This window comes from Pseudomonas sp. AN-B15 (assembly GCF_019056475.1).
Taxonomy (GTDB): Bacteria; Pseudomonadota; Gammaproteobacteria; order Pseudomonadales; family Pseudomonadaceae; genus Aquipseudomonas; species Aquipseudomonas parakoreensis.
In genome coordinates this window covers 3,642,222-3,667,923 of the sequence record NZ_CP049737.1, presented here as the reverse complement: position 1 = coordinate 3,667,923, position 25,702 = coordinate 3,642,222, and the positions used below count along the sequence as shown (strand labels likewise).

26 protein-coding genes are annotated in these 25,702 nt (G+C 59.7%); 10 read left to right on the top strand and 16 right to left on the bottom strand.

The genetic code is table 11. From position 1 onward, the window contains the following. Positions 1-202 precede the first annotated feature (202 nt). Genes GTQ41_RS16290 through GTQ41_RS16280 form a run of 3 tightly spaced genes read right to left on the bottom strand, consistent with a single transcriptional unit; the run spans position 203 to position 2,784 of the window. Positions 203-1,384, bottom strand: coding sequence for an acetyl-CoA C-acetyltransferase (locus GTQ41_RS16290; protein WP_047293421.1), 1,182 nt, complete (start codon positions 1,382-1,384; stop codon positions 203-205). An 11-nt stretch (positions 1,385-1,395) separates the two neighbouring features. Continuing rightward, positions 1,396-2,061, bottom strand: coding sequence for a CoA transferase subunit B (locus GTQ41_RS16285; protein WP_047293423.1), 666 nt, complete (start codon positions 2,059-2,061; stop codon positions 1,396-1,398). Between the two features lie 24 nt (positions 2,062-2,085). Further along, entirely contained in the window at positions 2,086-2,784 is a 699-nt protein-coding gene (locus GTQ41_RS16280; RefSeq protein WP_047293425.1) for a CoA transferase subunit A, read from the bottom strand. Positions 2,785-3,049: 265 nt separating this feature from the next. On the opposite strand from GTQ41_RS16280, the gene GTQ41_RS16275 reads away from it, so the two are divergent. Further along, positions 3,050-3,925 (top strand): LysR family transcriptional regulator, encoded by an 876-nt coding sequence (locus GTQ41_RS16275; RefSeq protein ID WP_047293426.1) that lies wholly within the window; start codon positions 3,050-3,052, stop codon positions 3,923-3,925. Positions 3,926-4,043: 118 nt separating this feature from the next. Here GTQ41_RS16275 and GTQ41_RS16270 read toward each other — a convergent pair whose 3' ends face one another. The 4 genes from GTQ41_RS16270 to GTQ41_RS16255 all read right to left on the bottom strand — a co-directional run bounded on the left by GTQ41_RS16270 (position 4,044) and on the right by GTQ41_RS16255 (position 8,341). Further along, positions 4,044-4,886 (bottom strand): NAD-dependent protein deacetylase, encoded by an 843-nt coding sequence (locus GTQ41_RS16270; protein WP_047293429.1) that lies wholly within the window; start codon positions 4,884-4,886, stop codon positions 4,044-4,046. Between the two features lie 153 nt (positions 4,887-5,039). Next, a complete protein-coding gene (locus tag GTQ41_RS16265; RefSeq protein ID WP_047293431.1) occupies positions 5,040-6,086 on the bottom strand; it encodes a methyltransferase domain-containing protein in 1,047 nt (348 codons plus the stop codon). Positions 6,087-6,293: 207 nt separating this feature from the next. Further along, positions 6,294-7,604: a HAMP domain-containing sensor histidine kinase gene (locus tag GTQ41_RS16260; RefSeq protein ID WP_047293433.1), complete on the bottom strand. Its 1,311-nt coding sequence runs from the start codon at positions 7,602-7,604 to the stop codon at positions 6,294-6,296. Then, complete coding sequence (locus tag GTQ41_RS16255; RefSeq protein ID WP_047293435.1) at positions 7,601-8,341, bottom strand: response regulator; 741 nt, start codon at positions 8,339-8,341, stop codon at positions 7,601-7,603. The genes GTQ41_RS16260 and GTQ41_RS16255 overlap by 4 nt, the downstream gene beginning before the upstream one ends. A 296-nt stretch (positions 8,342-8,637) precedes the next feature. Between GTQ41_RS16255 and GTQ41_RS16250 the strand changes: the two genes are divergently transcribed. Beyond that, positions 8,638-8,901 (top strand): DUF2790 domain-containing protein, encoded by a 264-nt coding sequence (locus GTQ41_RS16250; protein WP_047293437.1) that lies wholly within the window; start codon positions 8,638-8,640, stop codon positions 8,899-8,901. A 44-nt stretch (positions 8,902-8,945) separates the two neighbouring features. Here GTQ41_RS16250 and GTQ41_RS16245 read toward each other — a convergent pair whose 3' ends face one another. Further along, complete coding sequence (locus GTQ41_RS16245; protein ID WP_047293439.1) at positions 8,946-9,407, bottom strand: GNAT family N-acetyltransferase; 462 nt, start codon at positions 9,405-9,407, stop codon at positions 8,946-8,948. Between the two features lie 228 nt (positions 9,408-9,635). Between GTQ41_RS16245 and GTQ41_RS16240 the strand changes: the two genes are divergently transcribed. Both GTQ41_RS16240 and GTQ41_RS16235 read left to right on the top strand, forming a co-directional pair. Then, on the top strand, positions 9,636-9,908 hold the full coding sequence (locus GTQ41_RS16240; RefSeq protein WP_047293441.1) for a DUF4242 domain-containing protein: 273 nt from the start codon (positions 9,636-9,638) through the stop codon (positions 9,906-9,908). Positions 9,909-9,938: 30 nt separating this feature from the next. Continuing rightward, positions 9,939-10,751 carry a class I SAM-dependent methyltransferase gene (locus GTQ41_RS16235; protein WP_047293443.1) on the top strand — a complete coding sequence of 271 codons (813 nt, stop codon included), beginning with the start codon at positions 9,939-9,941 and terminating at the stop codon, positions 10,749-10,751. Between the two features lie 137 nt (positions 10,752-10,888). Here the strand turns inward: GTQ41_RS16235 and pcsA are convergent, their stop codons facing one another. Then, on the bottom strand, positions 10,889-11,611 hold the full coding sequence (gene pcsA / locus GTQ41_RS16230; protein WP_047293445.1) for a phosphatidylcholine synthase: 723 nt from the start codon (positions 11,609-11,611) through the stop codon (positions 10,889-10,891). 250 nt (positions 11,612-11,861) lie between these two features. Between pcsA and GTQ41_RS16225 the strand changes: the two genes are divergently transcribed. Next, positions 11,862-12,629, top strand: coding sequence for a tellurite resistance TerB family protein (locus tag GTQ41_RS16225; RefSeq protein ID WP_047293447.1), 768 nt, complete (start codon positions 11,862-11,864; stop codon positions 12,627-12,629). 93 nt (positions 12,630-12,722) lie between these two features. Here GTQ41_RS16225 and GTQ41_RS16220 read toward each other — a convergent pair whose 3' ends face one another. Both GTQ41_RS16220 and GTQ41_RS16215 read right to left on the bottom strand, forming a co-directional pair. Next, entirely contained in the window at positions 12,723-13,181 is a 459-nt protein-coding gene (locus tag GTQ41_RS16220; RefSeq protein WP_047293449.1) for a transposase, read from the bottom strand. Between the two features lie 52 nt (positions 13,182-13,233). Beyond that, on the bottom strand, positions 13,234-13,443 hold the full coding sequence (locus GTQ41_RS16215; protein WP_155416805.1) for a hypothetical protein: 210 nt from the start codon (positions 13,441-13,443) through the stop codon (positions 13,234-13,236). 90 nt (positions 13,444-13,533) lie between these two features. On the opposite strand from GTQ41_RS16215, the gene GTQ41_RS16210 reads away from it, so the two are divergent. From GTQ41_RS16210 to ligD, 3 genes are read left to right on the top strand one after another with little or no spacing between them, the layout of a single operon-like run. Continuing rightward, the gene (locus tag GTQ41_RS16210; RefSeq protein WP_047293451.1) at positions 13,534-14,913 is read left to right on the top strand and encodes an iron-containing redox enzyme family protein; all 1,380 of its coding nucleotides are present in this window, start codon (positions 13,534-13,536) and stop codon (positions 14,911-14,913) included. 10 nt (positions 14,914-14,923) lie between these two features. Next, positions 14,924-15,877 (top strand): class I SAM-dependent methyltransferase, encoded by a 954-nt coding sequence (locus GTQ41_RS16205; protein ID WP_047293454.1) that lies wholly within the window; start codon positions 14,924-14,926, stop codon positions 15,875-15,877. A gap of 17 nt (positions 15,878-15,894) precedes the next feature. Further along, the gene (gene ligD / locus GTQ41_RS16200) at positions 15,895-18,480 is read left to right on the top strand and encodes a DNA ligase D (RefSeq protein WP_217325310.1); all 2,586 of its coding nucleotides are present in this window, start codon (positions 15,895-15,897) and stop codon (positions 18,478-18,480) included. Here ligD and GTQ41_RS16195 read toward each other — a convergent pair whose 3' ends face one another. Together GTQ41_RS16195 and GTQ41_RS16190 are read right to left on the bottom strand one after the other, a co-directional pair. Continuing rightward, positions 18,481-18,891, bottom strand: a complete 411-nt coding sequence (locus tag GTQ41_RS16195; protein ID WP_196302423.1) for a hypothetical protein — start codon at positions 18,889-18,891, stop codon at positions 18,481-18,483. It lies immediately after the preceding gene. A gap of 80 nt (positions 18,892-18,971) precedes the next feature. Then, positions 18,972-19,286, bottom strand: a complete 315-nt coding sequence (locus GTQ41_RS16190) for a DUF2388 domain-containing protein (RefSeq protein WP_025111286.1) — start codon at positions 19,284-19,286, stop codon at positions 18,972-18,974. A 186-nt stretch (positions 19,287-19,472) separates the two neighbouring features. Here GTQ41_RS16190 and GTQ41_RS16185 point away from each other — a divergent pair, with 186 nt between their 5' ends. Then, on the top strand, positions 19,473-21,086 hold the full coding sequence (locus GTQ41_RS16185) for a methyl-accepting chemotaxis protein (protein WP_047293461.1): 1,614 nt from the start codon (positions 19,473-19,475) through the stop codon (positions 21,084-21,086). Positions 21,087-21,126: 40 nt separating this feature from the next. Here the strand turns inward: GTQ41_RS16185 and GTQ41_RS16180 are convergent, their stop codons facing one another. From GTQ41_RS16180 to GTQ41_RS16170, 3 genes are all read right to left on the bottom strand, one after another. Beyond that, positions 21,127-21,534: a hypothetical protein gene (locus GTQ41_RS16180; RefSeq protein WP_155416806.1), complete on the bottom strand. Its 408-nt coding sequence runs from the start codon at positions 21,532-21,534 to the stop codon at positions 21,127-21,129. Between the two features lie 85 nt (positions 21,535-21,619). Next, complete coding sequence (locus GTQ41_RS16175) at positions 21,620-22,867, bottom strand: ATP-binding protein (RefSeq protein ID WP_047293462.1); 1,248 nt, start codon at positions 22,865-22,867, stop codon at positions 21,620-21,622. Between the two features lie 164 nt (positions 22,868-23,031). Further along, complete coding sequence (locus GTQ41_RS16170) at positions 23,032-23,463, bottom strand: nuclear transport factor 2 family protein (RefSeq protein ID WP_047293464.1); 432 nt, start codon at positions 23,461-23,463, stop codon at positions 23,032-23,034. Positions 23,464-23,996: 533 nt separating this feature from the next. Here GTQ41_RS16170 and mqo point away from each other — a divergent pair. Then, positions 23,997-25,640 carry a malate dehydrogenase (quinone) gene (mqo, locus tag GTQ41_RS16165; RefSeq protein WP_041073501.1) on the top strand — a complete coding sequence of 548 codons (1,644 nt, stop codon included), beginning with the start codon at positions 23,997-23,999 and terminating at the stop codon, positions 25,638-25,640. Positions 25,641-25,702: the final 62 nt, after the last annotated feature.

Sequence of the window (25,702 nt, the reverse complement as noted above, 5' to 3'; positions counted from 1 at the left end):
AGCTCCCACAGTGATTGAGGGTGGATTCAAATTCTTTGTATACCCCAAGACCCTGTGGGAGCTGGCTTGCCAGCGATGGGGCCCTGAAGATCGACACAAAATTCAGGCAAAAAAAACCGGTGCAACGCAAGTCGCACCGGTTTTTTTGTTGCCAGCGAGCAGCGGATGTCGTGGATCCGCCGCCCGCCGATGAACTCGATTGTTAAGGGCGTTCCAGCGCCAGCGCCACACCCTGACCGCCGCCGATGCACAAGGTCGCCAGACCTTTTTTCGCATCACGCTTGAGCATCTCGTGCAGCAAGGTCACCAGCACCCGGCAGCCCGACGCACCGATCGGGTGACCGAGGGCGATGGCGCCGCCGTTGACGTTGACCTTGTCCAGATCCCATTGCAGATCCTTGGCCACCGCCAGTGATTGTGCGGCGAAGGCTTCGTTGGCTTCGATCAGGTCCAGTTGACCGATGTTCCAGCCTGCCTTGTCGAGGCAGCGACGGGTGGCCGAGACCGGGCCGATGCCCATGATCGCCGGGTCCACGCCCGCATTGGCGTAAGCCGCAATTTTCGCCAGCACCGGCAGGCCCAGAGCCTTGGCTTTCTCGGCGCTCATCAGGATGACGGCGGCGGCGCCGTCGTTCAGCGAGGAGGCATTGCCGGCGGTGACGCTGCCATCCTTCTTGAACGCCGGACGCAGTTTGGCCAGCGATTCGGCGGTGGTGTCGCCGCGCGGTTGTTCGTCGACCTTGAACGCGACCGGATCACCTTTGCGCTGCGGGATCAGAATCGGGGTGATTTCATCGACGAAACGCCCGGCTTCGATGGCTGCGGCGGCCTTGCGCTGCGAAGCGGCGGCAAAGGCGTCCTGCTGCTCGCGACTGATCTGGTATTGATCGACCAGATTCTCGGCAGTGATGCCCATGTGGTAATCGTTGAACGCATCCCACAGACCATCGCTGATCATGGTGTCGACGATTTGCGCGTGACCCATGCGCAGACCGGTGCGAGCACCCGGCATCACGTAGTTGGACAAGCTCATGTTCTCCTGACCGCCAGCGATGATCACCTCGGCATCGCCGCAACGGATCGCCTGCGCGCCCAAGTGCAGGGCCTTCAGGCCCGAACCGCACACCTTGTTCAGGGTCATGGCTGGCACGGCGTGGGGCAGGCCAGCCTTGATCGCCGCCTGACGCGCCGGGTTCTGCCCAGCGCCCGCGGTCAGCACCTGGCCCATGATCACTTCATCGACCTGCGCACCGTCCAGACCGGTCTGTTCCAGCAACTGACGGATCACCGCAGCGCCCAGATCCACCGCGGACACGCTGGCCAGAGACCCTTGGAAACTGCCGATCGCGGTGCGCGTGGCGGCAACAATTACGACGTCTTGCATTTTCGAATTCCTCACTGGGCAGCGAACTGCATTTCCGGTACGTGATCCGGGACGATCAGTTTACCAGCGGTTTTGGCGACGATTTCCTCGACGCTGACGCCAGGTGCGCGTTCCTTGAGGACAAAAGCGCCATTTTCGATTTCCAGGTAGGCGAGGTCGGTCAGCACGCGCTTGATGCAGCCGGCGCCGGTCAGCGGCAGGCTGCATTTGGACAGAAGTTTGGACTCACCGTCCTTGGAGGCGTGGGTCATGATCACGATGATGTTGTCGGCACCGGCCACCAGATCCATCGCGCCGCCCATGCCCTTGACCAGTTTGCCGGGAATCATCCACGAGGCGATGTTGCCTTCGACGTCGACCTCGAACGCGCCGAGCACGGTCAGGTCGACATGGCCGCCGCGGATCATCGCGAAGGATTCGGCGGAGTTGAAGATCGATGCGCCGATGCGCGCGGTGACGGTCTGCTTGCCGGCGTTGATCATGTCGGCATCGATGGTGTCTTCAGTCGGAAACGGGCCCATGCCGAGCAGGCCGTTTTCCGATTGCAGCATGACTTCCATGCCGTCGGGAATGTAGTTGGCGACCAGGGTCGGAATGCCGATACCGAGGTTCACGTAGTAGCCGTCCTGCATTTCGCGGGCGACGCGCTGAGCCATTTGTTCGCGGGTAAGTGCCATGTGTTTATTCTCCGTCAGCCTGAATTATTTGCGGATGGTGCGCTGTTCGATGCGCTTTTCGAACGTGCCGCAAATGACCCGGTCGACGTAGATGCCGGGGGTGTGGATCTGCGACGGATCCAGTTCGCCGGGCTCGACGATTTCTTCGACTTCGACCACGGTGATCTTGCCGGCGGTGGCCGCCAGCGGGTTGAAGTTCTGCGCGGTGTGACGGTAGATGACGTTACCGAAATGGTCGGCTTTCCAGCCTTTGACGATGGCGAAGTCGCCAGTGATGGATTCTTCCATCAGGTACTTGCGCCCATTGAATTCACGTACTTCCTTGCCTTCGGCGACCGGAGTGCCGACGCCGGTGGCGGTGAAGAAAGCCGGGATACCGGCACCGCCTGCGCGCATTTTCTCGGCGAGGGTGCCTTGCGGGGTCAGGATGACTTCGATGTCGCCCTTGAGCAGCTGCTCTTCGAACAGTTTGTTTTCGCCGACGTAGGAGGCGATCACTTTGCGGATCTGACGGTCGGTCAGCAGCACACCGAGGCCGAAACCGTCGACGCCGCAGTTATTGGAGACCACGGTGAGGTCGCGGGTGCCTTTGCGCTTGATCTCGGCGATCAGGTTTTCCGGGATGCCACACAGGCCGAAGCCGCCGGCAATCACGGTCATGCCGTCTTCAAGACCCGCCATGGCCTCCTCGTAGGAACTCACGCGCTTGTCGAAACCTGCCATATGCACCTCTTTTATTGTTTGTCGGGCGGCTGGCTAGCCGAATGACTGGAGTGTCGCGCTGGAGGATATATTTGTTAAGTTGATTTTTAAGGTTGATTAATAGATAAAACTCAATAATTTCAGCTGTTACCCTGTAGGAGCTGCCGCAGGCTGCGATCTTTTGATCTTGATCCTAAAAAACAACATCAAAAGATCGCAGCCTGCGGCAGCTCCTACATGGATACGGCGTTTACTCGGCAATATCGCTAACAGGGCGTTATCCAGTATGACCATCAAACAGATCCGCGCCTTCCTCGCCGTGGCCCAGAGCCTGAGTTTCGCCGTGGCCTGCGAGCGTCTGCACTTGTCGCAATCGGCGCTGAGCCTGACCATCAAGGCGCTGGAAGAGGGTTTGGGCGGGCGGTTGTTCAGTCGCAACACGCGCAATGTGGCGCTGACCGCCGAGGGTGAATCGCTGCTGCCGCTGGCTCGGCGCCTGATCGCCGATTGGGACAACGCCGAAGACGAAATGCGCCAGCGTTTCAGTCTGCAACGCGGACGGGTGACGCTGGCGGCGATGCCGTCGTTTGCCGGCAACCTGTTGCCGCCGATCCTCAAGACGTTTCGCGCGCGCTATCCAAACGTCAATGTCACGGTCAACGACGTGATCAACGAACAAGTGCTGGAAATGGTGCGCGACCGCCACGTGGAACTGGGTGTCGCGTTCGAGCCGATGCAGAACACCTCGCTGACGTTCACGCCGCTGTACATGGACCGCTTTGTCGCGGTGGTGCCGCAAGATTCAGCGCTGGCCAGGCTTGGCGAAATCGACTGGCAGACCTTGCTGCAGGAACCGTTCATCACCTTGCAACGGCCGTCGACAGTGCGGGTGATGCTCGAAGAACACTTGCTGGCCCGGGGCATGAAGCTCCCGGTGGAGTTCGAAAGCCATCAACTGGCAACCGTCGGGCGCATGGTCGCCAGTGGCCTGGGAGTGAGTGCAGTGCCGGCGTTGTGTGCCGAGCAGATGCTCGAACTGGGCGCGCATTGCCTGACCTTGAATGATTCAGTGGAGCGAGCGATTGGCGTGCTGACCGAGCCCGGCAATGAACTGTCGGCAGCGGCGCAGGCACTGTTCGACATCCTCAAAGCCGAACACTGATCTTCAAACGTTTAACCCCTGTAGGAGCTGCCGAAGGCTGCGATTTTTTGATCTTGCTTCTAAAAAACAAAGCCAAAAGATCGCAGCCTTCGGCAGCTCCTACAGGGATTTTCGGTATTCAGGTAGATAAGTGTTGCGCCAGCAACGGCAGCAGTTGTTCGCATGACGCCTCGATCTTCAGATCCAACAGATCATCGGCGCGGGTCTTGCCCAGATTGATCGCCAGCAACGGCTTGCCGCGATCGGCGATCACCCGGCACAGACGGAACGCTGAATACGCCATCAGCGACGAACCCACCACCAGCAAACCCTCGGCTTTTTCCGCCGCGGCCATGGCCCGCGCCGCCGTCGGCTGCGCCACGTTCTCGCCAAAGAACACCACGTCCGGCTTCATCCGCTCCCCGTCGCAATACGGGCACTGCGGCGTCTGAAAGCGCGCCTCGAAGGCCGGATCGAGCAGGGTATCGCCGTCCGGCGCCTGCACCGCATCGACCCCGGCCAGATACGGATTCTGCTCGACCATGCGTTGCTGAATCTCATCGCGCGCACTGCGTTGGCCGCAATCCAGGCACAGCACCCGGTGCAGGCTGCCGTGCAATTCGATCACATCCTGACTGCCGGCCTGATCATGCAGGGTGTCGACGTTCTGTGTGATCAAGGCGCTGATCCGTCCCTGGCGCTGCAAATCCGCCAGTGCCGTATGCGCCGCGTTGGGTTGCGCCTGACGCACCCGGGGCCAGCCAAGCATGGCCCGCGCCCAATAGCGGCGGCGGGATTCGGGAGCGGCGAGAAATTCCTGATACATCATCGGTTGCCGGCCCCGGCGCACACCTTCGTTATCGCGATAATCCGGAATGCCCGATGGCGTGCTGATGCCGGCGCCGGTCAGCACCAGAAAATCGCCATCGGCCATGGCCTGGCACAGGGTGTTGAAGTGTTCGCGGGTCGGGCTGTCGAGCATGCTCAGCACTCCGGGGAGGACGGTGCCCGCAGGTTAGCATTAACCGTGTGGCGAGGGAGCTTGCTCGCGCTGGATTGCAAGGCAAGCCCAAGAACAGGCCTGCTGCGCAGTCCAGCGGGAGCAAGCTCCTTCGCCACACGTGATAGCGGTGAATTATTTGCGCGCCTCCAGAATCAGATTGAACGGCGTCTGCGTTGCCCGGCGGAAGTGCTTGAACCCGGCCTCGGCAAACACTTTGCGCAAGCGCACTTCACCCGCCTGCGCGCCGAGCCCCAGGCCGACCTCCTGGGACAGCGAATTCGGCGTGCAGATAAAGGTCGAGGCCGCATAAAACAGGCGTCCGACCGGGTTGATATTGTCGTCCAGCGTATCGTTGGCAAATGGCTCGACCAACAGCACCGTGCCGTCGTCCTTTAATGATTTGAACGCATGCTGCGCAGCGCCGACCGGGTCGCCCATGTCGTGCAGGCAGTCGAAATAGCAGATCAGGTCATAGCCGTCACCGGGATAGCTTTTGGCGGTGCTCTGGAAGAATTCTGCCCGGCTGCTGACACCGCCTTCTTCGGCGCGCTGGGTGGCGACGGTGATTGACGGCGCGTGATAATCGAAACCGACAAAGTGCGATTTGGGAAACGCTTGGGCCATGATCACCGTGGAAGCGCCGTGGCCGCAGCCGATGTCGGCGACTTTGGCGCCTTTTTCCAGTTTGGCCACCACGCCGTCCAGCGCCGGCAGCCATTCCGCGATCAAGTGCCCCTTATAGCCGGGGCGGAAGAAGCGCTCGGTACCGCTGAACATGCACGGGTGGTGATCGCCCCAGGGCAGGGCGCCGTTGCCGCGCATGGCTTTGACCAGTTTGTCCTTGTCATGGAAAAACGAGGCCACCACGCCGAGTCCGCCGGCGACGTACACCGGTGAGTCTTCGACGGCGAGTGCCAGCGCCTGTTCTTCTGGCAGACGGAACTGGCCATCGTGATGCTCCATGTAGCCGGACGCGGCGTGCGCACTGAGCCATTCGCGCACCAGTCGGGGATTGCAGGTGGTTTTTTCAGCGAGGGCTTGCGGGGTGATCGGCTGACTGTCGGCCATTGCCCGATACAGCCCGAGTTCTTCGCCAACGATGACGTTCGCCAGCATTGCGGCGCCGCCCATGTCGTTGACCAGTTTGCCCATGAATGCGTTGAGTCTTGATTCGTCCATCACGAGTGCTCCTGATACAGGATCACCGTCCGGTGGCAAAACGTTGTCGAGGCATGGGCCGCAGGGCGATGGTCACGGAAATGGGCAGGGCACAGCTGACGTCGTCCTGCATTCCCCCTCGACTGGGTAATGAATCAGTCTAGCCGGGCCGGGTGAACCTTGCAGGCTGTGTGAGCCTGCAATTCCGATGAGGGATCTGTGCGGGGGTCAGCGCAGCGGCAGCCTCAGCACGGCACACAGCCCACCGCCCTCGCGATTGCTCAGGGTCAGCGAACCTCCGAGGGCCATGGCCAGTTGCTGAGCGATCGCCAGTCCCAGACCGGTACCGCCGGTATCACGATTACGCGAGTTTTCCACGCGATAGAACGGTTGCAGCACATGCGCCAGTTCGGCATCGGCGATGCCCGGGCCACGATCCATGACGGTGATTGCGAGGCTATCCTTGTGGGCTTCGACCCAGACTTCGGCGGCACCGGCGAATTTCAACGCGTTGTCGGTCAGGTTCACCAGCACCCGCCGCAGTGCCTGGGGGCGGGTATCGATCACCGCCGCGCTCTTGCCGATCAGGCGTACATCCTTGCCCATGTCCTGGTAATCGAACACCAGGCTGTCGAGGAAGGCGTCGAGGTCGGTGCGCCGGCTTTCTTCGGTCGAACCATGGATGCTGCGGGCGTAGGCCACGCCTTCGCGGACCAAGTGCTCCATTTCGCCGAGGTCGCTCCACAGTTTGTCTTTTTCCACTGAGTCGTCCATGAACTCGGCACGCAGCTTCATGCGGGTGATCGGGGTTTGCAGGTCGTGGGAAATCGCTGCCAGGAGTTGCATGCGCTCCTTCAGATACGCGGCGATGCGTGTCTGCATCGCGTTGAAGGCCCGCGCGGCGTGGGCCACTTCGATCGGGCCTTGCTCGTCGAGCATCACGGGATGGGCGTTGGGATCGAGGGTGTCCACGGCGTTGGCGAGGCGGGCGAGGGGGCGGATGGCAATGCGCACCGCCAGCCAGGTGCAGGCGATCAACAGCGCCAGTTGTCCGAGCAAAACCCCCGGCAGCCACGGCGACAAGGGCGGCATGGCTGGACGCACATCAATCGTCACCGGGCTGCCGTCGCTGAGTCTGACGTGGGCCTGAAAGTGTTTTTGCTCCCCGGCAAACCGGGTGAAGCCCAGCGGGTGTGCACCGCCGAGCGCGGCGCTGATCGAGGTCACGGCCACCGGCACCTCGTCGGCCTCGGGGTCGAGCGGCGCACCGGATTCGCCGACACTCAACAGATAGTCGTAGTTGGTGCGGGACAGTTGCTTGAGCCAGGCGGGCCGTTCCTGCGCGGGCAAGCGATCGAGGATGGCGATCGACGTCGAGACGTCGTTTCGCATATTGCCCAGCATGGTGCTTCGGGCACTCTGGAAACGCTCGTAGTACTGCGCGCCAAACGACAGCGCCTGAGCGAGGATCAGCCCGACCAGAAAGATCAGCGACAAGCGTGACGCCAGCGTTCGTGGCCACTGCAGCCTGAAACTCATGCCGAAGCCCCGAAAATTTCCACCGGCAGCGAGAACACATAACCTTCGCTGCGCACGGTCTTGATGTAAGCCGGTTCGCGCGCATCGTCGAGCAGACGCTGGCGCAGGCGGCTGACCAGCAGATCGATGGAACGATCAAACAGATCGGCCTCGCGCCCCTGGGTCAGGTTGAGCAACTGATCGCGGCTGAGCACCCGTTGCGGGTGATCGAGGAACACTCGCAGCAAACGGTATTCGGCGCCGCTGAGCGCGACCAGCGTGCCGTCCTGGTCCAGTAGGTGACGGGCCGAGGTGTCCAGCTGCCATCGGCCGAAGCCCAGCAGCCGACCGCTTTCGGTGACCACCAGGTTTGGCGGCAGCATCCGCGTGCGCCGCAGCACGGCGTTGATCCGCGCCAGCAGTTCGCGGGCAGCGAACGGTTTGGTCAGGTAATCGTCTGCACCCATTTCCAGGCCGATGATGCGGTCGGTTTCATCGTTGCGCGCGGTGAGCATCAGCACCGGCGTGGCCTTGTGTTTGCCCACGCGCAACTCGCGGCACAACTGCAGACCATCGTCGCCGGGCATCATGATGTCGAGCACGATCAGGTCGACGGTGTTGGCTTCGAGAAAACTGCGCATCTGTCGGCCATCGGCGACCACGGTGGTGCGCAGGCCGTTCTTTTTCAGGTAATTGCCAACCAGCTCGCGGATCTCGCGGTCGTCGTCGACGATGAGAATGTGATCGACATGTTCCATCGGTGCAGAACCTCTATCAAAGGGCAATGCCATGCAGTCTATCGAGCCTGCGCCGGCTTGCCTGCCGGGGTTTGTATTGCAGTGTATCTGGCGCCATGACGGATACAGATACACGCAAAAACGCGATTTTTTCAGGGTTTTGTATCGCTGTGTATCTCCGGGTGGCGCAGATACACAACGCGTCATAACGGGCATTTCCAGACACAGACGTGATACCTCAGGCGCCTCAAATAGGCTCCATCGAGGCGCATCCAGCTTGCCTCGGCTCAACCCACCCACGCCTTGAGGTAACCGCCATGACCCGCACATCCGTGATCGCCGCCTGCCTGTTCGCCGCCCTGAACATCTGCACCCTGTCGGCCCGTGCCGAAGCCGATATCACCCCGCACACCTACACCTACGGCACGCACCTGGACGTGCAGAAAGTGCTGTCGATGACCCAGGACACCTCTGTGACCTGCGGCATTGTCGATGCGCGCATGACCTACCTCGATTCGGCAGGCAAAACCCAAGTGCTGGATTACCGTAAATTCGCCGATGGCTGCAACAACCAGAACTGAGTGCTCAGATGCATCGAGAGTCACCGCCCGCGCATATCAATGGCTCACAGGTCGCGCACCATGAGCCATTGCTCGTTGTCCCAGGCGCGAAAGCGCTCCAGCACTGTCCAGCCGCGTTTGGCGTAATAGTCCTGCTTGTTCTGTGTGTGCAGATAGAAGCGTGCGAAGCCGCGCTGTTTCGCCGCCTGGCTGATGCCGTCGATCAACCGTTCTGCCAGCCCCTGGCCGCGAGCTTGCGGGCTGACAAACACGCATGCCAGCCACGGGCCGAGATCCGGACGCAGCGCCAGGTCCGCCCGGGCCAGTGCCGCACCGCCGAGCAGGCGCTCGCCGTCCAGCGCAATCAGGCACGACCAGTCACCATTGTTCTGGCCGGCAGCGAACTCGCGTTGCCATTCGGTCAAGGGTTGCTCGGTATATTCGTAGGCAAACTGGCGGTGGATCCACTCGGCGTAAGTGTCGCTGTGCTGCGGGTGATCGACGAGCCATTCAAGACGCAGGGACATGATGGAATCCATTCACGGAACACGGGAAAGCATAAAAACCGAATGCCCCATGCAATGGCAATCTCGAAGTGTCTCGAGGCCTTTACAAAAAGCCGCCATTCATCGGCCAAGCCAGGGTTTTCCAGGCTCTTCGGACGATTGGCAGGGACGCCATCGACCCTCGGCGCGATAGTGGATGAGCAGGGCCACTGCCGTCCCTGTCACTGATAAAAAGAACGCGAGGTTGCCATGCCGAAATTCGTGATTGAACGCGAGATTCCAGGGGCCGGAAAGCTGTCGCCGCAAGAACTAAAAGCCGTATCGCAAACCTCCTGCCAGGTGTTGCGTGAACTCGGGCCACAGGTGCAGTGGCTGCAGAGTTACGTCACGGCCGACAAAATCTATTGCGTCTACATCGCCCCTGACGAAGAGCAGGTGCGCGAGCACGCCAGGCTGGGCGGCTTCCCGGCCAACAGCGTGGCACGGGTGATGACGGTCATTGACCCGACCACGGCTGAATGAAGTTCTCCAACCTGCTGCGGAGCACGATTGATGAGTACGCCCATTGATCTGACGGGTCTGAAGGAGCGCCAGAAAGTCGCCTGGGCCAGCGGCGATTACGCGGTGATCGGTACCACCTTGCAGATCGTCGGCGAAAACCTCGCCGAGGCTTGCGACCTGCGCTGCGATGAAGAGGTGCTGGATGTCGCCGCCGGTAACGGCAATGCAACCCTGGCGGCAGCGCGGCGTGGCTGCAAGGTGACCTCGACCGACTATGTCGCGGCGCTGCTCGAGCGTGGACAGGATCGGGCGCGGGCCGAGCATCTGGAGGTGATTTTTCAGGTCGCCGATGCCGAAGCGTTGCCGTTCGCCGACGAGAGTTACGACGCGCTGCTGTCGACCTTCGGCGTGATGTTTGCCCCGGATCAGGCCACTGCAGCTGCAGAACTGGCGCGGGTCTGCCGAAGGGGCGGGCGCATCGGTCTGGCGAACTGGACGCCGGAAGGCTTCGTCGGCCAGATGTTCAAGGTGCTTGGTCGCCACGTCCCGCCTCCCGCCGTGGCCCAGCCGCCGTCGAACTGGGGCACCGAAGCGTGGTTGCACAGCCACTTCAATGAGCGCGAATTTCTGCTGCAGGTCACCCGCCGCACGTTCAACTTCCGTTATCGCTCGGCGGCGCATTTCATCGACATCTTCCGTCACTGGTACGGGCCGGTGCACAAGGCTTTCGCGGCATTGCCGCCGGAAAGCGGTCAGGCGCTGGAGAGTGATCTGGCGGACTTGCTCAACCGCTCGAATCGGGCGGGAGCCGGTTCGCTGGTGGTGCCGAGCGAGTATCTGGAGGTGGTGATCACCAAACGCTGAATGGCGGAACAATGCCAATCCCTGTGGGAGCTGGCTTGCCAGCGATGGCGGCCGTCCTGTCAAAACGATGTCGACTGACAGTACGAAATCGCTGGCAAGCCAGCTCCCACAGGTATTCGTGTTTGGCAGGTCTGGCGCTATTTCAGGTGTGCCCCATCAACCCACTCCAGCGCCGTACGCCAGATGCAGATCCCCAGAAAGTACGCCGACATCAGCAGCCACAACCCCATCACCGGCGGATTGATCACCGGGTGATTGAGCACCAGCGACAGGCTGCACAACAGCCAGATTGCCGTTACCGCGATGTTGATCGGCATGAACCGGCGCACACGGAACGGGTGCAGGAACTTCATGCGGGTGACGGTCAGCAGCGCCAGGCCAATGATGGTCAGAAAAGTGATCCACGGTCCCGGGCCAATGATGTACAGGCACAGGGCAACCACGTTCCACGCGGCGGGGAAACCGACGAAATAGTTGTCCTTGCTTTTCATGTTGACGTTGCAGAAGCAGAACAGCGACGACACCAGAATCAGCGACACACTCAGCAGCAGGGTGTAGTCGGGCAGGGGGATGTAGCGGTAGATGAACAGCGCCGGGATAAACACGTAGGTCAGGTAGTCGATCACCAGATCGAGGATCGAGCCGTCAAAACTCGGCAGCACCGATTGCACATTGACCTTGCGCGCGAGCGCCCCGTCGAGGCCGTCGACGATCAATGCCACGCCCAGCCACATCAGGCAATGGGTCGGCTGGTTCTCCAGCAGGGCGAGGGTCGCCAGAAAGGCAGTGACCACGCCGGTCGCGGTAAAACCATGGGCGCCCCATGCTTTGAGCCTGGCGATGTGTACGGTCGATATCACAGGGGCGTTCTCCAGAAAAATGAAGCAAGCCGGGTATCACCCTCGAGCAAAGGGCGCCGGCAAACCGGGTCGGGGTTGCAGCTATCGACCGGTTTGGCCGGGATAAGGTTCACCACCGTTGAATCTTAGCTGGCCGCTCGAAAAATACCTCGGAGGAAACCGCCGGTGTCAGCCAGACGGTGCTGGCGCGATGGCTGCGCCGGTCTATCGTTGCCTGACGCGGTGAATGCCAATGCCTGAGGACGAGCTCATGAACACCAGCGATTTGCTCGAACAACTGCTGCGAGGCCAGGCCTCGGCGGGACAACCAAGTGGCGCCTCGGCCGGCGCAGGTCTGGGCGGACTGGGCGGCTTGCTCGGTGGCCTGTTGGGCGGCGGCGCGAGTACAGGCGCCAGTGGCGCGCAGTCCGGTGGGCTGGGCGGTTTGGGTGGATTGCTGGGTGGTTTGCTTGGCGGCGGTGGCGGCGGTGGATTGGGCGGCGCGTTGGGCGGGGCACTCGGTGGCGGCGGTACACAAAGTCGTTCCGGCGGCACCAATTATGCGGCACTGGCCTCGTTGGGAATGATGGCGTTCCAGGCGTATCAGGCCTGGCAGCGCAGTCAGGCGTCGGCGGCGCCACAACAGATTCCGCCAACCGCAAATCTGCTGGCCGGGCCCGAAGTCGAGGAGCACGGGCATGCTGTGCTGCGGGCGCTGATCGCGGCAGCTAAGGCTGATGGTGAGATCGATGACCGGGAACGGCAGATGATCGATGAAGAGATTGGCAAACACACCGACGATCCACAATTGCAGCAATGGTTTAACGCTGAAGTTGCCAAACCGCTGGATGCGAACGAAGTCGCGCAGGCGGCCAACGACGACCAGGCCATGGCTGCCGAGATGTACCTGGTCAGCGTGATCCTGGTGGACCACCAGCAAGACGCCGAACGCAACTACCTGGATGAACTGGCTGCCGCGCTGCAGATCGATCCGCAATTGCAGGTGCATCTGGAGCAGCAGGCCAAGGGGCAGGGCTGAAGCAAAACTCAAAAGGTCGCAGCCTTCGGCAGCTCCTACAGGGGAAAATCGTTCCAAATGTAGGAGCTGCCGAAGGCTGCGATCTTTTGATCTTCAGAGCCAGACTGCGTCCCATAGCGGGTAATCACCCAAGCGCTTTACCAGACCTGCCCGCAATGGATTCATGACAATGTAGCGGGCAGCCGCTTTCAAATCTTCATCGCGACGCAGAGCTCGGTCGTGATAGCCGCGTTGCCACAGGCTTCCCTGACTGCCAGACATCAGGTTTACCGACCGACAGCTACGCGATTTGACGCGGCACATCAGCTGGGCCAAGGAGCCTCGTTTCAGGTCGACCAACCAATGCAGGTGATCCGGCATGACCACCCAAGCCAAAGACACGCCCAATCCTGCCTCATCTGCCGCGCGCATCTGCTCAACCAATAATCTTCCGACTTTCCAGTCGGAAAAAACCGGCCGACGCTCCTTAACCACCGCCGTCAGCAAATAAACCCGCCCAACCTCCGAATAGCGTCCCTTGCGTAAACCGCAGGCTTTTGCAGCTTCAGGCATTCCATTGCCCTCCGTAACCATCGTCCTTCAACACTAGCTGCCCAATGACAGTTCACGAACCCAAGCCATTACACGATGTAAATGTAGGAGCTGCCGAAGGCTGCGATCTTTTGATCTTGATCGTAAAAGACAAAATCAAAAGATCGCAGCCTTCGGCAGCTCCTACAGTGACCAACTGACCAACTGACCAACTGACCAACTGACCAACTGACCAAGTGAAAGAGAATTGGCGCTGATCGCCGTCCGTCAGGGCAATTTTCATGTCGATTGAATTTTTCTCCGTAGCGGTTGCTCTGCTGCTGTAGAGGCGTGAAACAACGCCCTGACCGGCCAACCGAGTGAGAACACTGACATGACTGCCCTGACTTCCCTGCCAGCGCCGAGCGCGCAGCCACAGCCGATCATTGCCGACGGTGACCTGCGGCGTATTTATGAGGCGCTGCTGCTCGAGCATTCGCCTGACACCCTCGCGCAGGATTTTCTCGCCGAGCAGTTGCAGCGCGCCGCGCTGCTGCCTGAAGAACTGCCGCAGGATCCGTCGGTGTGGCAGGACTGGGTCGCCGGGCACTGCACCGAAGTTGCCCGGCAGTACGCCGATTACCTGCAACAGCGTCAGGCGGGCGGACCGCGCCAGTACTTCAGCAACAAGGCTCATGCGTTGTACTTTCTGCAAGCCGTGGCACCGACCAAACTGGTCGATGGCGCGTGGCTGTACGGCTTGTTGGCGCAATGGCGCGATCCGCGTTTTGATGGCTTGCTGTGTACCTATCTGGAAGAACTCGGCGACGGCAATCCTGCGCAAAACCATGTGGTGATCTATCGCAAACTGCTCGCTGAACACGGTTTGCAGGATGCCAGCGTCATCGCCGATGAGCGCTACTTGCAAGGTGCATTGCAACTGGCACTCGGTGCCTGCGGTGAAGCTTGTTTGCCGGAGGTGATCGGTTACAACCTCGGTTACGAACAATTGCCGCTGCACCTGCTGATCAGTGCCTATGAGCTCAGCGAGTTGGGCATCGATCCGTACTATTTCACCCTGCATGTGACCATCGATAACGCCAGCACCGGCCATGCACAAAAAGCCGTGCAGGCGGTGCTCGACCTGCTGCCGCTGGAAGCGGATCGCAGCGAGTTTCTGCGCCGGGTAGCGCTGGGCTATCGACTCAACGATCTGGGGCAGGGCAGCCGCGCCATCATCGAGGGTTTCGACCTGGAACAGGAAGTGCTGGCGATGCTCGAGCGCAAGCGTCCGTTTGGTCAGCACATGCATTCCGACTACTGCCGCTTCGACGGCAAAACCGTCAATCAGTGGCTGGCCACGCCCGGGCAACTGCCCGGGTTTCTGCAGGTGATGCAGGACAAGGGCTGGATCAAGCGCAATCAAGATCCGCAGGCCAGCCGTTTCTGGCAGTTGATCGACGGCGACGGTGCGGCGATGTTCGGCGTGTTCAGTCCTTATGAAAAGCAACTGCTGCACGACTGGATCGCCGGCGACTGGACGTCCTCGGAGAGGAATACGACGCCAAGACGCAGCCGTCAGGTCGCCACCCCGGACGCCGCCGTGCCCGAACACGATCCCGATGTGCAGCGTCTGACCTGCGCGCTACAAGGCCAGGACGGACACGCGCAAATGGCCACGCTGATCCCATGGCTGTCACCGGCCCGCCATGCCCACCCGGCGGGGCTGTTGGCAACGCGTCGCTTCATCGAACTCAAATCCAGTCTGCGTTAAGGAATTCTCCATGAATCAGGAAGAACATTTGTCTGCCGACGACCTCACACTGCTGCAGCTCGGTCGACGCTTGCAGGCCGACGGTTATCGTTTCATCACGCCGACGCCTTTGACCCATCAGCGGGTCAACCAGCGGGACGAGGGGCAGGTGGCCGATACCTTGCGTGATGTCTTCGGCTGGTCGCGCCCGTTTGAACCGGGGTTGTTGTCCGCCGAAGAGCAGCGGCAGTTGCAGGAGGCGCAAGTGATTGACGCCTACGACGGCCGCTTGAAAAGCCGGGTGCGCTGGTCGAGTCTGGATGACCTGTTGTTCGTGCATTCGGGCTTTCCTACCGATGCCGCCGATTCGGTGTTTTTCGGTCCGGACACCTACCGTTTCGCGCAGTTGATTCACGCACATCTGCAGCAGAGCTTTGCACCGATCCAGCGTGCGGTGGATATCGGATGCGGGGCGGGCGTCGGCGCGATTCTGATTGCCCGCGCGCGGCGCGAAGCGCAGGTGTTGGCGGTGGACATCAACCCCGCCGCGCTGCGCCTGACCGCGATCAACGCGGCATTGGCCGAGGTTGTTAACGTCGAGGTGCAGGCCAGCGATGTGTTGCAGGGTACCGACGGCGACTTCGACCTGATCGTCGCCAACCCGCCGTACATGGCCGATCCGGCCGGCCGTGCCTATCGGCACGGTGGTGGCTCGCTCGGTGCGGGGTTGTCGCTGCGCATCGTCGAGCAGGCACTCAATCGGCTGGCACCCGGCGGCTCGTTACTGCTGTATACCGGCGTGGCCATGGTCGATGGCCGTGATCCGTTTTTCGACACGGTGGTGCCACGCCTGGATTCGGCGCGATTCGGTTGGACCTATCGCGAACTGGATCCCGACGTGTTCGGTGAAGAATTGTTGAACCCCGGTTACCAGCGTGTAGACCGGATCGCCGTGGTCGCGCTGACTGTGACCCGCATTGGCTGACACAAGGCAGGTGCGCCATGACCAGGAACCTCGACGACTACAACCGCATGCGCGATTTTTCGGCGACCTCGGAGCCCGCTGCCATCAAGCGCCGTGGCCGCAGCAAGGCGACTGAGCATGCGCTGCAGTTCTGCATCCAGAAGCACGACGCTTCGCACCTGCATTATGACTTTCGCCTCGAACTCGATGGCGCGCTGAAGAGCTGGGCGGTGCCCAAGGGGCCGTCGCTCGACCCCAAGGTCAAACGCCTGGCGGTGCACGTCGAAGATCACCCGCTGGATTATGCGACGTTCGAGGGCAGCATTCCCGAAGGGCATTACGGCGCCGGCGATGTGATCGTCTGGGATCGTGGTGTGTGGATTCCGCAGGAAGACCCGGCCAAGGCTTACGCCAAGGGCAAACTTAAATTCGAACTGCAAGGCGAGAAGCTGTCCGGCCTCTGGAATCTGGTGCGCACCCACATGCCGGGCAAGAAGGAAAACTGGTTTCTGATCAAACATCAGGACAGCGCTGCACGCCCGCAAGACGATTACGATGTGCTCAGTGCCGAGCCGCACAGTGTGCTCAGCGACCGCACCTTGATCAGCAAACCCAAGCTTGCCGCCGAGCAAGCCAAACCGGTGAAGAAGGCCCCGGCCAAACCGCGTAGAACGGCGTCCGGTACGCTCACGGGTGCGCGCAAGGCCAAACTGCCGGCGCAACTCAAGCCGGAACTGGCGACGCTGGTCGACAGCGCCCCCGAAGGACAGTGGAGTTACGAGATCAAGTTCGACGGTTACCGGATTCTGGCGCGCATCGATCATGATCAGGTGCAGCTGTTTACCCGCAATGGCCATGACTGGACGCACAAGCTGCCGCAACAGGCGCAGGCTCTGGCCGAGCTGGGCCTGGAATCGGCGTGGCTGGACGGCGAAATGGTTGTCGCCAACGAACACGGTGTGCCGGACTTTCAGGCACTGCAGAATGCGTTCGAAGCTGGAAGCAGCGGCAACATCGTCTATTACCTGTTCGATTTGCCTTACCTCAATGGCGTCGACCTGCGCGAAGTGCCGGTCGAGGAGCGCCGCGCCGCGCTGTCCACAGTGCTCGCTGGGCATCAGCAGCCCTTGCTGCGCTTCTCCGAAGCCTTCGACGAAACCCCGGACGCGCTGCTCAACAGCGCCTGCCAGATGCAAATGGAAGGACTGATCGGCAAGCGCCTGGGTTCGCCTTACGTATCGCGGCGCAGCAGCGACTGGATCAAGCTCAAGTGCAAGCATCGTCAGGAATTCGTGGTTGTCGGCTATACCGATCCGAAGGGCGCGCGCAGTGCCTTCGGCGCCTTGCTGCTGGGTTTGCATGACCGCGACAGTGGCGAATTGCGTTACGCCGGCAAGGTCGGCACCGGGTTCAACGACACCACCCTGAAAAGCATCCTTGCCCAACTCAAGCCGTTGCAGGTGAAGAAGGCTGCCGTGGTCAACCCGCCAAGCGGCTTCGACGCCAAGGGTGTGCACTGGCTCAAACCGAATCTGTTGGCGGAAGTGGCATTCGCCGAAATGACCAAGGACGGCTCGGTGCGCCATGCCGTGTTCCATGGTCTGCGCAATGACAAACCGGCCAGGGCAATTACCGAGGAGCGCGCGAAACCCGTGAAGACTTCAGCGAAAGCCACCCCATCGAAAAAGGCTGCACCGGCAAAGAAAAAGGCTGAAGCAGCACCGTCACAACTGGGCCTCGCCAGCGGCAAGGTGCGCATCACCCACCCCGACCGGGTAATCGATGCGGTCAGTGGCACCACCAAGATGCAACTGGCCGAGTATTACGCCAGCGTCGCCGAGTGGATCCTGCCGCAGCTCAAGGATCGTCCAGTGGCACTGGTGCGTGCGCCGGACGGTATCGCCGGCGAACTGTTCTTCCAGAAAAACGCCGAGCGTCTGGCGATTCCCGGCATCACCACGCTGGACAAGGAGGTCACCGGTCAGCCGGTGATGCTGATCAACAACGCCGAAGCCTTGATCGGCGCCGTGCAGATGAGCACGGTCGAGTTGCACACCTGGAACGCCACCACCGTCGATCTGGACAAGCCTGACCGCTTTGTCCTCGATCTTGACCCGGATCCCGCGCTCCCATGGAAAAGCATGGTCGAAGCCACTGCGCTGACTCTGACCGTGCTCGATGAACTGGGGCTCAAGGCGTTTCTCAAGACCAGCGGGGGCAAAGGCATTCACCTGGTGGTGCCATTGACCCGCAAGCACGGCTGGGACGAGGTCAAGGATTTCAGCCATGCGATTGTCAGTCATATGGCGAACTTGTTGCCGGAACGGTTTTCCGCGGTGTCCGGGCCGAAAAACCGGGTTGGACGAATCTTCATCGATTACCTGCGCAACGGTTTGGGTGCCACCACTATTTGTGCCTACGCGGCGCGCACCCGCGAGGGGCTGCCGGTGTCGGTGCCGCTGTTTCGCGAAGAGGTGGCGCAGATCAAGGGTGGCAATCAGTGGAACATCAGCAATGTCCATGAGCGCCTGAACGAGGTCGGCGACGCGCCGTGGGCCGACATGAAGAAAACCCGCCAGAGCATCACTGCAGAGATGCGCAAGCGGGTTGGCATGAAAAGATGATCAAGTGTCGCGCAGCAAGTCGTGGGCGTTGAGGAGTTCGAAAGCGATTTCAGGGTGGTTGCTCAGGCCTCGACGAATGGCCGCCGGAATCGCTTTGCGCGTCTTGCGGCACAGACCCGGCAGCGCTTCGATCTGAATCTCGATGCCGAGCATGGTGCGCACTTCATGAAAGCCCGGCGCAACTTCAACTCGCAGGCCCAATTGTTCGTGCATGCGATCTTGCAGATGGCGCAGGTCGGCGAGGTCTTTGAGTTGTTCCAGGCGGGCGAGCAGGATTTTTTCCTGCTCGCGAGTCAGGCGCAGGATGCGCAGATCGCTGCCGGGATTTTCCAGCAACGAATCGCGCCCGCAATCGCAGGCGCCGGGCGGGCAGGGTGAGCGCAGAGGCGCAGGCGGCGCAAGAGTCGTCATGGCCTCCATCATAGAGGCCGTCGGACTGTTTTGCCTATGTGCCTTCAGTTGCCATCCATCGGCCGCTGCCTGCGTGACAACTACTGATTCAGGCCTTCGTAATGCACCAGAATCGCGTTGGCAAGGTCTTCATCGCTGGCGTTGAGACCGGGGTTGTCGTGCCGGACCTGTTGAAGCACCGACTCCAGATAGACCCCTCGTATGGCACCGCCGCTGGCCACGAACGCTGACAGGTCATCGCGCGCCGGGATCACCATTTTGTGATCCTTGAAGGTCGAGTAAAGCGACGCGGAAACACCCGCCGAGGTGGCGACATCGCCGGCATCGACACGGGCCAGGGCCGAGCCGACAGGCAGGCACAGCAGGAGAGAAGAAACGAGCACTAACTTGCGCATGACGGTGTTCCTCCACAAGCGCGAAGCAAAAAGGAAGACTACATAATCTCAGAGGTGCGACCTTTGCCGGAGTTCCGTTCAAATACGCGGATACTTGCTGAAACGCTCTGAAGCGGCACATCTGCACAAATAAGCTTAACTGAACTCCTGACAGGTGCATTCGGCGCGCCTCAGGAGGAACCCACCGTGTCGATCAAATTGCGTTTGCTGTTGCTGATAGCAACCAGTCTGCTGACCGCGCTGATCGTGAGTCTGGTCAGCTATGTGGGGAATACGCGGATGTCCGCGGCGGTAGACGACAACGCGGTGAGCATGACTGCGCTGCGCAATCACATGGAAGCCGACATGATGCACGATGCACTGCGGGCTGACGTGTACTCGGCGATGCTGGTGGGCCTGGGCAAAAGTACCTACACGGCCGCTGAGGTGCGAGATTCGATCAACGAGCACGCGAGCCATTTTCGCGAAGTGCTGGATGAAAACCTCAAACTGCCAGTCAACCCGACAATCAAGACCGCGCTCGAACAGATCAAGCCCAGCCTGGACACCTACATCGAGGCGGCCGAGCGCATTGTCGGCCTGGCACTGGATAACCCGGACAGCGCGCAGCGGGAGCTCGGCACGTTCAATGCTGTGTTCAGTCAGCTCGAAGCGCAGATGGCCGCGCTCAGTGAGCTGATTGAAAGCAATACCCGGGACACCAGCAAAGCCACCGACAGCGCCATTCGAAATGCCAACATCGCCCTCGGCGTGGTACTGCTCGCCAGCCTGTTGCTATTACTGGCGCAAGGACGATGGGTGACCCGCAGCATCATGGGGCCGCTGAAGTCCGCCAACCACATCGCCCAAAGCATTGCGCATGGCAACCTCAGCGAGCCGATCAGCGAACCGGCCGGCAAGGATGAAGCCAGCACGCTGATCCGCAGCCTGGCGACCATGCAGCGCGATCTGCGAGACATGATCGACGTGGTGCGCCGCAACGCGCATGGCGTCAGTGGCATGAGCGAGCAGTTGAGTCACGGCTGCCATCAGGTCGCCGACAGCAGTCAGCAGCAAAGCACCGCCGCCGGCACCATGGCCGCTGCCGCGAGCCAGATGACCGCCAGCATCGAGGAAATCACCCGCCATGCCGAACGCGCACTGGGCATGGCCAATCAGGCCGAGTCGCTGGCCAAGAGCGGCGGACAGGTGATCCATCAGGTGGTCAGCGACATGGACGACATCGCCCGCTCGGCGCAGCAGTCGGCACAGGTGATCCGCACGCTGGATCAGGAATCCGAAGGCATCTTCAACATCATTCAGGTGATCAAGAGCATCGCCGACCAGACCAACCTGCTGGCACTCAACGCCGCCATCGAAGCGGCGCGAGCCGGCGAGCAGGGCCGGGGCTTCGCCGTGGTCGCCGACGAAGTGCGCAGTCTGGCCGCGCGGACCAGCGCCTCAACCCAGGAAATCGCGGCGATGGTCGCGCGCATCCAGAACAGTACCCGCGAAGCGGTCAGCAGCATGGAGGCCGGCGTGGCTCAGGTGGACAAAGGCATGGCGGTCACGGCTGAAGTCGAGCGGGCGATCCGCGAGATCCTCGACGCCACCCTCAGCACCACGCAACTGGTCAATGACATCACCCGCACCATCGGCGAGCAAAGCCAGGCCAGCAACGAAATTGCTCATCAGGTGGAAATGATCGCCGGGATGTCCGAGGGCAACAGCAAAGTGATCGGGCAGACGGCCAACACCACGGACGAGCTGTCGAGTCTGGCGGGGCGGCTGGCGCAGTCGGTGGATCGGTTTCGGTTGTGAGGGGAATGAACGTTAAATTAATGAGGAGCCTTGACACTACTCAAGGAATTTTTACGAGCGTCTGGACATAAAGTCTGAACTGATACTCGTCGTAAAAACGTTTCTTCATATTGAATTCTGGCTTGAAGAAGGGATGCTTGTTTCTATTGCAGATATAGGCCTTTTTCGGGTTGTATTCCTTCAGGAATTCGACGCCGTGGCTTTCGGACATGAGCTTTATAGTAGATTCCAATTGTTCGGCTGCAACGCTCTGCCAGCCTGCCTTGTCCCGCTCTTTCAACTCGATCAGGTACAACTCTGAACCGACTGTCAGCATACAGTCGCATCGTGGCCTGCCTCTCGCGTCACCATCCTTGATTACACACTTGTCAATTGCAGTGAAAATGACATCCCTCTCTTTGGGGTTGCTGACGGTGGCGAGCCATTTGTTTTTTTCAGCGGTATCCACATAGGCAACGGGTGGGATTGATCGTCACAAAGGCCAAACTCTAGATCGTCGAAAGGGCCTTTCTGGCAGGCGATATCGAGAAAATTCACGCCTTCAGCTCCTCCTCGATATCCAGGAGACGATCAAACATGTCATTCCCTTCGCGAAGCGACTCGTTGAGATAATTGCTATCAGAAGGAATACCTTCAGCCATCGGCAGTTTTGCAATGCTTCCCGTCTTTTCATCGGCTTGGTAGATCGCCAAATCATCGGCGTCCAGCAAGGCTTTCAAGGGGATCACGTTGGCTAGCTTGAGTCCAAGATCGTCATGACGACTTTTCTTGAGAATTTTGTCGTGGAGCTGTTTTCCTTGTACTGCAATCGTCAAGTAATTCACCACATATGGGCTATGCGTTGTCAATACTAGGCGGTTTTTGTTTTCTTGATTATTGAACTGCAGAAGGCTCTGTAAAACACCCCATTGCGATAGAGGACAAAGGTTTTGCTCTGGTTCTTCGACAATATTGATAAAAGCCGTTTTGTTGAACCGTGTCGACAAGGTCGAAATAAATGCACGCCGTTGCTCTATGGTCAGAGATTCAGAGAAGTACTTTTCTGCTTCTTTCCTGAAACGTTCCAGCTCCTTGGTGCTCATCGACTCTTGGCGGTTCTCTATGGGTTCTTTCACCCTGTTGACCAGGTATTGGCTCACAAGGTGGAGGGGAACAGCAGACTGGAAACCACTTGAGGCGTCAGCCAACTCCAGCTGGTACCCAGGCTCTCGAATGCTTAGTGTGTTCGTAAGCGGGTCGTATTCGAGATCAGCATTATTGATAGGGAGTGCAAGAGATCCCTTCATGTTTTCTTTGGCGTAGTTGAATTCGGTAAGAAACTCTTTGAGCGACTCAGAAGAAAGTCGCAGTTCCTCCGTATGCCTGACGTAGGAAATGAAATTACGCTCGGCAGGCACGTACATGATCTGAGGCAGGTGATATTCCTCTGCCTTGGATGGACTGATATGCATACGGCCATGAACATATTTGATCGTGAAGGCATCGCCTTCATAGTCGATTTCTGTTTCGTTTTTCTGACCAGACGAAACGTAGTTTTCGAGCCGATGATAGGTTAGAAACGGTTTGGTGAGTCGATCCTTTTCCTCAAACCATTTTTTATCGTAATCCCCTCGAACCAGCGCTTTTTCAATCCACGAGAAAGTCGAAAAGAGCTTGGCTAACGTGCTTTTCCCTGAGCCCTGATTACCCACGAACACGGTCACGCGCTTGAACTCTATCCAACCATCGTTTTTTACACCATCACGGATAGGGCCAAAGTGCTTGACGCGTAAGCGAGGCATTGATTAGTCCAAGAAGATTGAGCTCATACGGTAATGCGGTGAAGCATATCAGGGAGAGGGGGAAAGGGGAGACGCAAATGAAACTGGATGTGGAGCAAATGACGTCTGATTCATAGCCAGTGAATAGCTCTGCCTTCTTCTAATGGCAGAGCTGTTCGAATCAATCAGAACTTGTACGCCTGACGCCCCACCAGCAACCACCTCCCAGCCTGCTTCTGCCAGATCTGGAAGTTCTCGATTTCGGTCGGCACGATCTCGGTGCCTTTGATGGCCTGCGCCGAAAAGTGATGACGCACCAGTGCCGTGTCACCGGAAAGGGTGATGGTCTGGTTCTGCATTTCGAGTGTCTTGAATGCACTTTTGCCGGTTTCGATGTCGGCGATGAACGCTTTCTTGTCCTGGATCTTGCCGCTGGAGTGGCCGTAGGTCAGGTTGTCTGCCGTCAGGGCGCTCAACTCAGGGATATTTTTGTGCAGCATCGCCTGGGTAAGATGATCGACTGCCTGGGCTACGTCTTGTTCTGCCGGAGCAGGGGCAGCCATGGCATAACTGTTGAGTGCACAGAGAAATCCGATCAGGAGTCGGGTTTTGGTCATGGGACTGTTTCCTTGTTGTTATGGGTTTAACTGATCGCGTTAATTACGTTCGTCAGTCATCGTACAACTTAGCAGGTTTCAGATTGATCGAACAATGGTCATAGACGGTCAGCCGCTGGTTGCGCGGTCATGGAAAGGATTGCAGGCCTCAGTCACAGCTCCATGGGATCATGTTCAGCCCAAACCGGCCGATAACGCCCAGAGCGGAAAAAGACTCTCAAGTCGGGAACAGACGCGCGGGTTTGCCCTGACGTGATATTCTTCGCGCCAACTTGGTTTGACCTAATTCGGTTGGCCTGCCTTTTTGGCAGGCTGACGGACTCCCTGTCGCTCAAGTAGCTGAAGCCAATAATGATAAAAAGTCAGTTCAGAAGGGACATTAACTGAGGTCGATGCGGTACGTCGGCCTTGTGTGCCCACCCGTCAACATTGCAGTGTGAAGGTGCCCGCGACCCTGGCCTGAGTGTCGCGACAAAAGGCCCTCATACCCACAACAGTGGCGGGCGGAAGGCGTTTTATCATAGGTGCAACAGATGTTTAAGAAAGTGAACACAGCCTTGCTCGGGCTGGCTTTGGCGATGGGGATGTCGTCCGCCAATGCTGCAGAAGCAAAGAAAGTCGACGTTCTGTTGATCGGCGGCGGCATCATGAGCACCACCCTGGGTGTGTGGATCAATGAGCTGGAGCCAAGCTGGTCGATGGAAATGGTCGAGCGCCTCGATGGCGTCGCCCTGGAAAGCTCCAACGGCTGGAACAACGCCGGTACTGGTCATTCGGCGCTCGCCGAGCTGAACTACACCCCGGAAGACGACAAAGGCAACGTGACGATCCCGAAAGCCGTCGAGATCAACGAAGCGTTCCAGGTCTCCCGTCAGTTCTGGGCCTGGCAGGTTCAGCAAGGCGTTCTGAAGAACCCTCGCTCGTTCATCAACACCACGCCGCACATGAGCTTCGTGTGGGGTGACGACAACATCAAGTTCCTGAAAAAGCGCTACGAAGCCCTGCAGGCGAGCCCGCTGTTCGCCGGCATGCAGTACTCCGAAGACCCGGCTGTGATCAAGAAGTGGGTCCCGCTGATGATGGAAGGGCGTGACCCGAACCAGAAAATCGCGGCCACCTGGAGCCCGCTGGGTACCGACATGAACTTCGGCGAAATCACCCGCCAGTTCGCCGGTTACCTGCAGACCAAGCCTAACTTCGACCTGAAGCTGTCGAGTGAAGTCGAAGACATCACCAAGAACGCCGATGGCACCTGGCGCGTCAGCTACAAAAACCTGAAAGACGGCACCAAAACCGAAACCGATGCCAAGTTCGTGTTCATCGGCGCTGGTGGCGGCGCTCTGCACCTGCTGCAGAAGTCGGGCATTCCTGAAGCCAAGGAATATGCTGGCTTCCCGGTAGGCGGCTCGTTCCTGGTGACCGATAACCCGGCCATCGCCGAGCAGCACCTGGCCAAGGCCTACGGCAAAGCTTCGGTTGGCGCACCGCCGATGTCGGTTCCGCACCTGGACACCCGTGTTCTGGACGGCAAGCGCGTCATCCTGTTTGGCCCATTCGCGACCTTCAGCACCAAGTTCCTCAAAGAAGGCTCGTACCTGGACCTGCTGACCAGCACCACCACCCACAACATCTGGCCAATGACCAAGGTCGGCATCAAGGAATACCCGCTGGTCGAGTACCTGGCCGGGCAACTGATGCTGTCGGATGAAGACCGTCTGAACGCGCTGAAGGAATACTTCCCGAACGCCAAAGCCGAAGACTGGCGCCTGTGGCAAGCCGGCCAACGCGTGCAGATCATCAAGCGTGATGAAGCCGCTGGCGGCGTGCTGAAACTGGGCACCGAAATCGTTGCTGCACAAGATGGCTCCATCGCCGGTCTGCTGGGCGCATCGCCAGGCGCGTCGACTGCTGCACCGATCATGCTGAGCGTGCTGCAGAAAGTCTTCAAAGACAAAGTCGCTACCCCTGAGTGGCAAGCCAAGCTGCACCAGATCGTTCCAAGCTACGGCACCCAGCTGAACAACGATCCGGCCAAAGTGGCACAAGAGTGGGCGTACACCGCCAAGATCCTCGAACTGCCAACGCCTCCGGTGATCGGTCAGGCTGCTCCGGCTGCACCAGCAGCTGAGAAAGCTGAGGCACCGAAGGAAAATGCTGCACGTGACATGGCGCTGTAACCACACGCCAGATGCACAAAAGCCCACTGCACCGGTAACGGTCAGTGGGCTTTTTTTTGCCA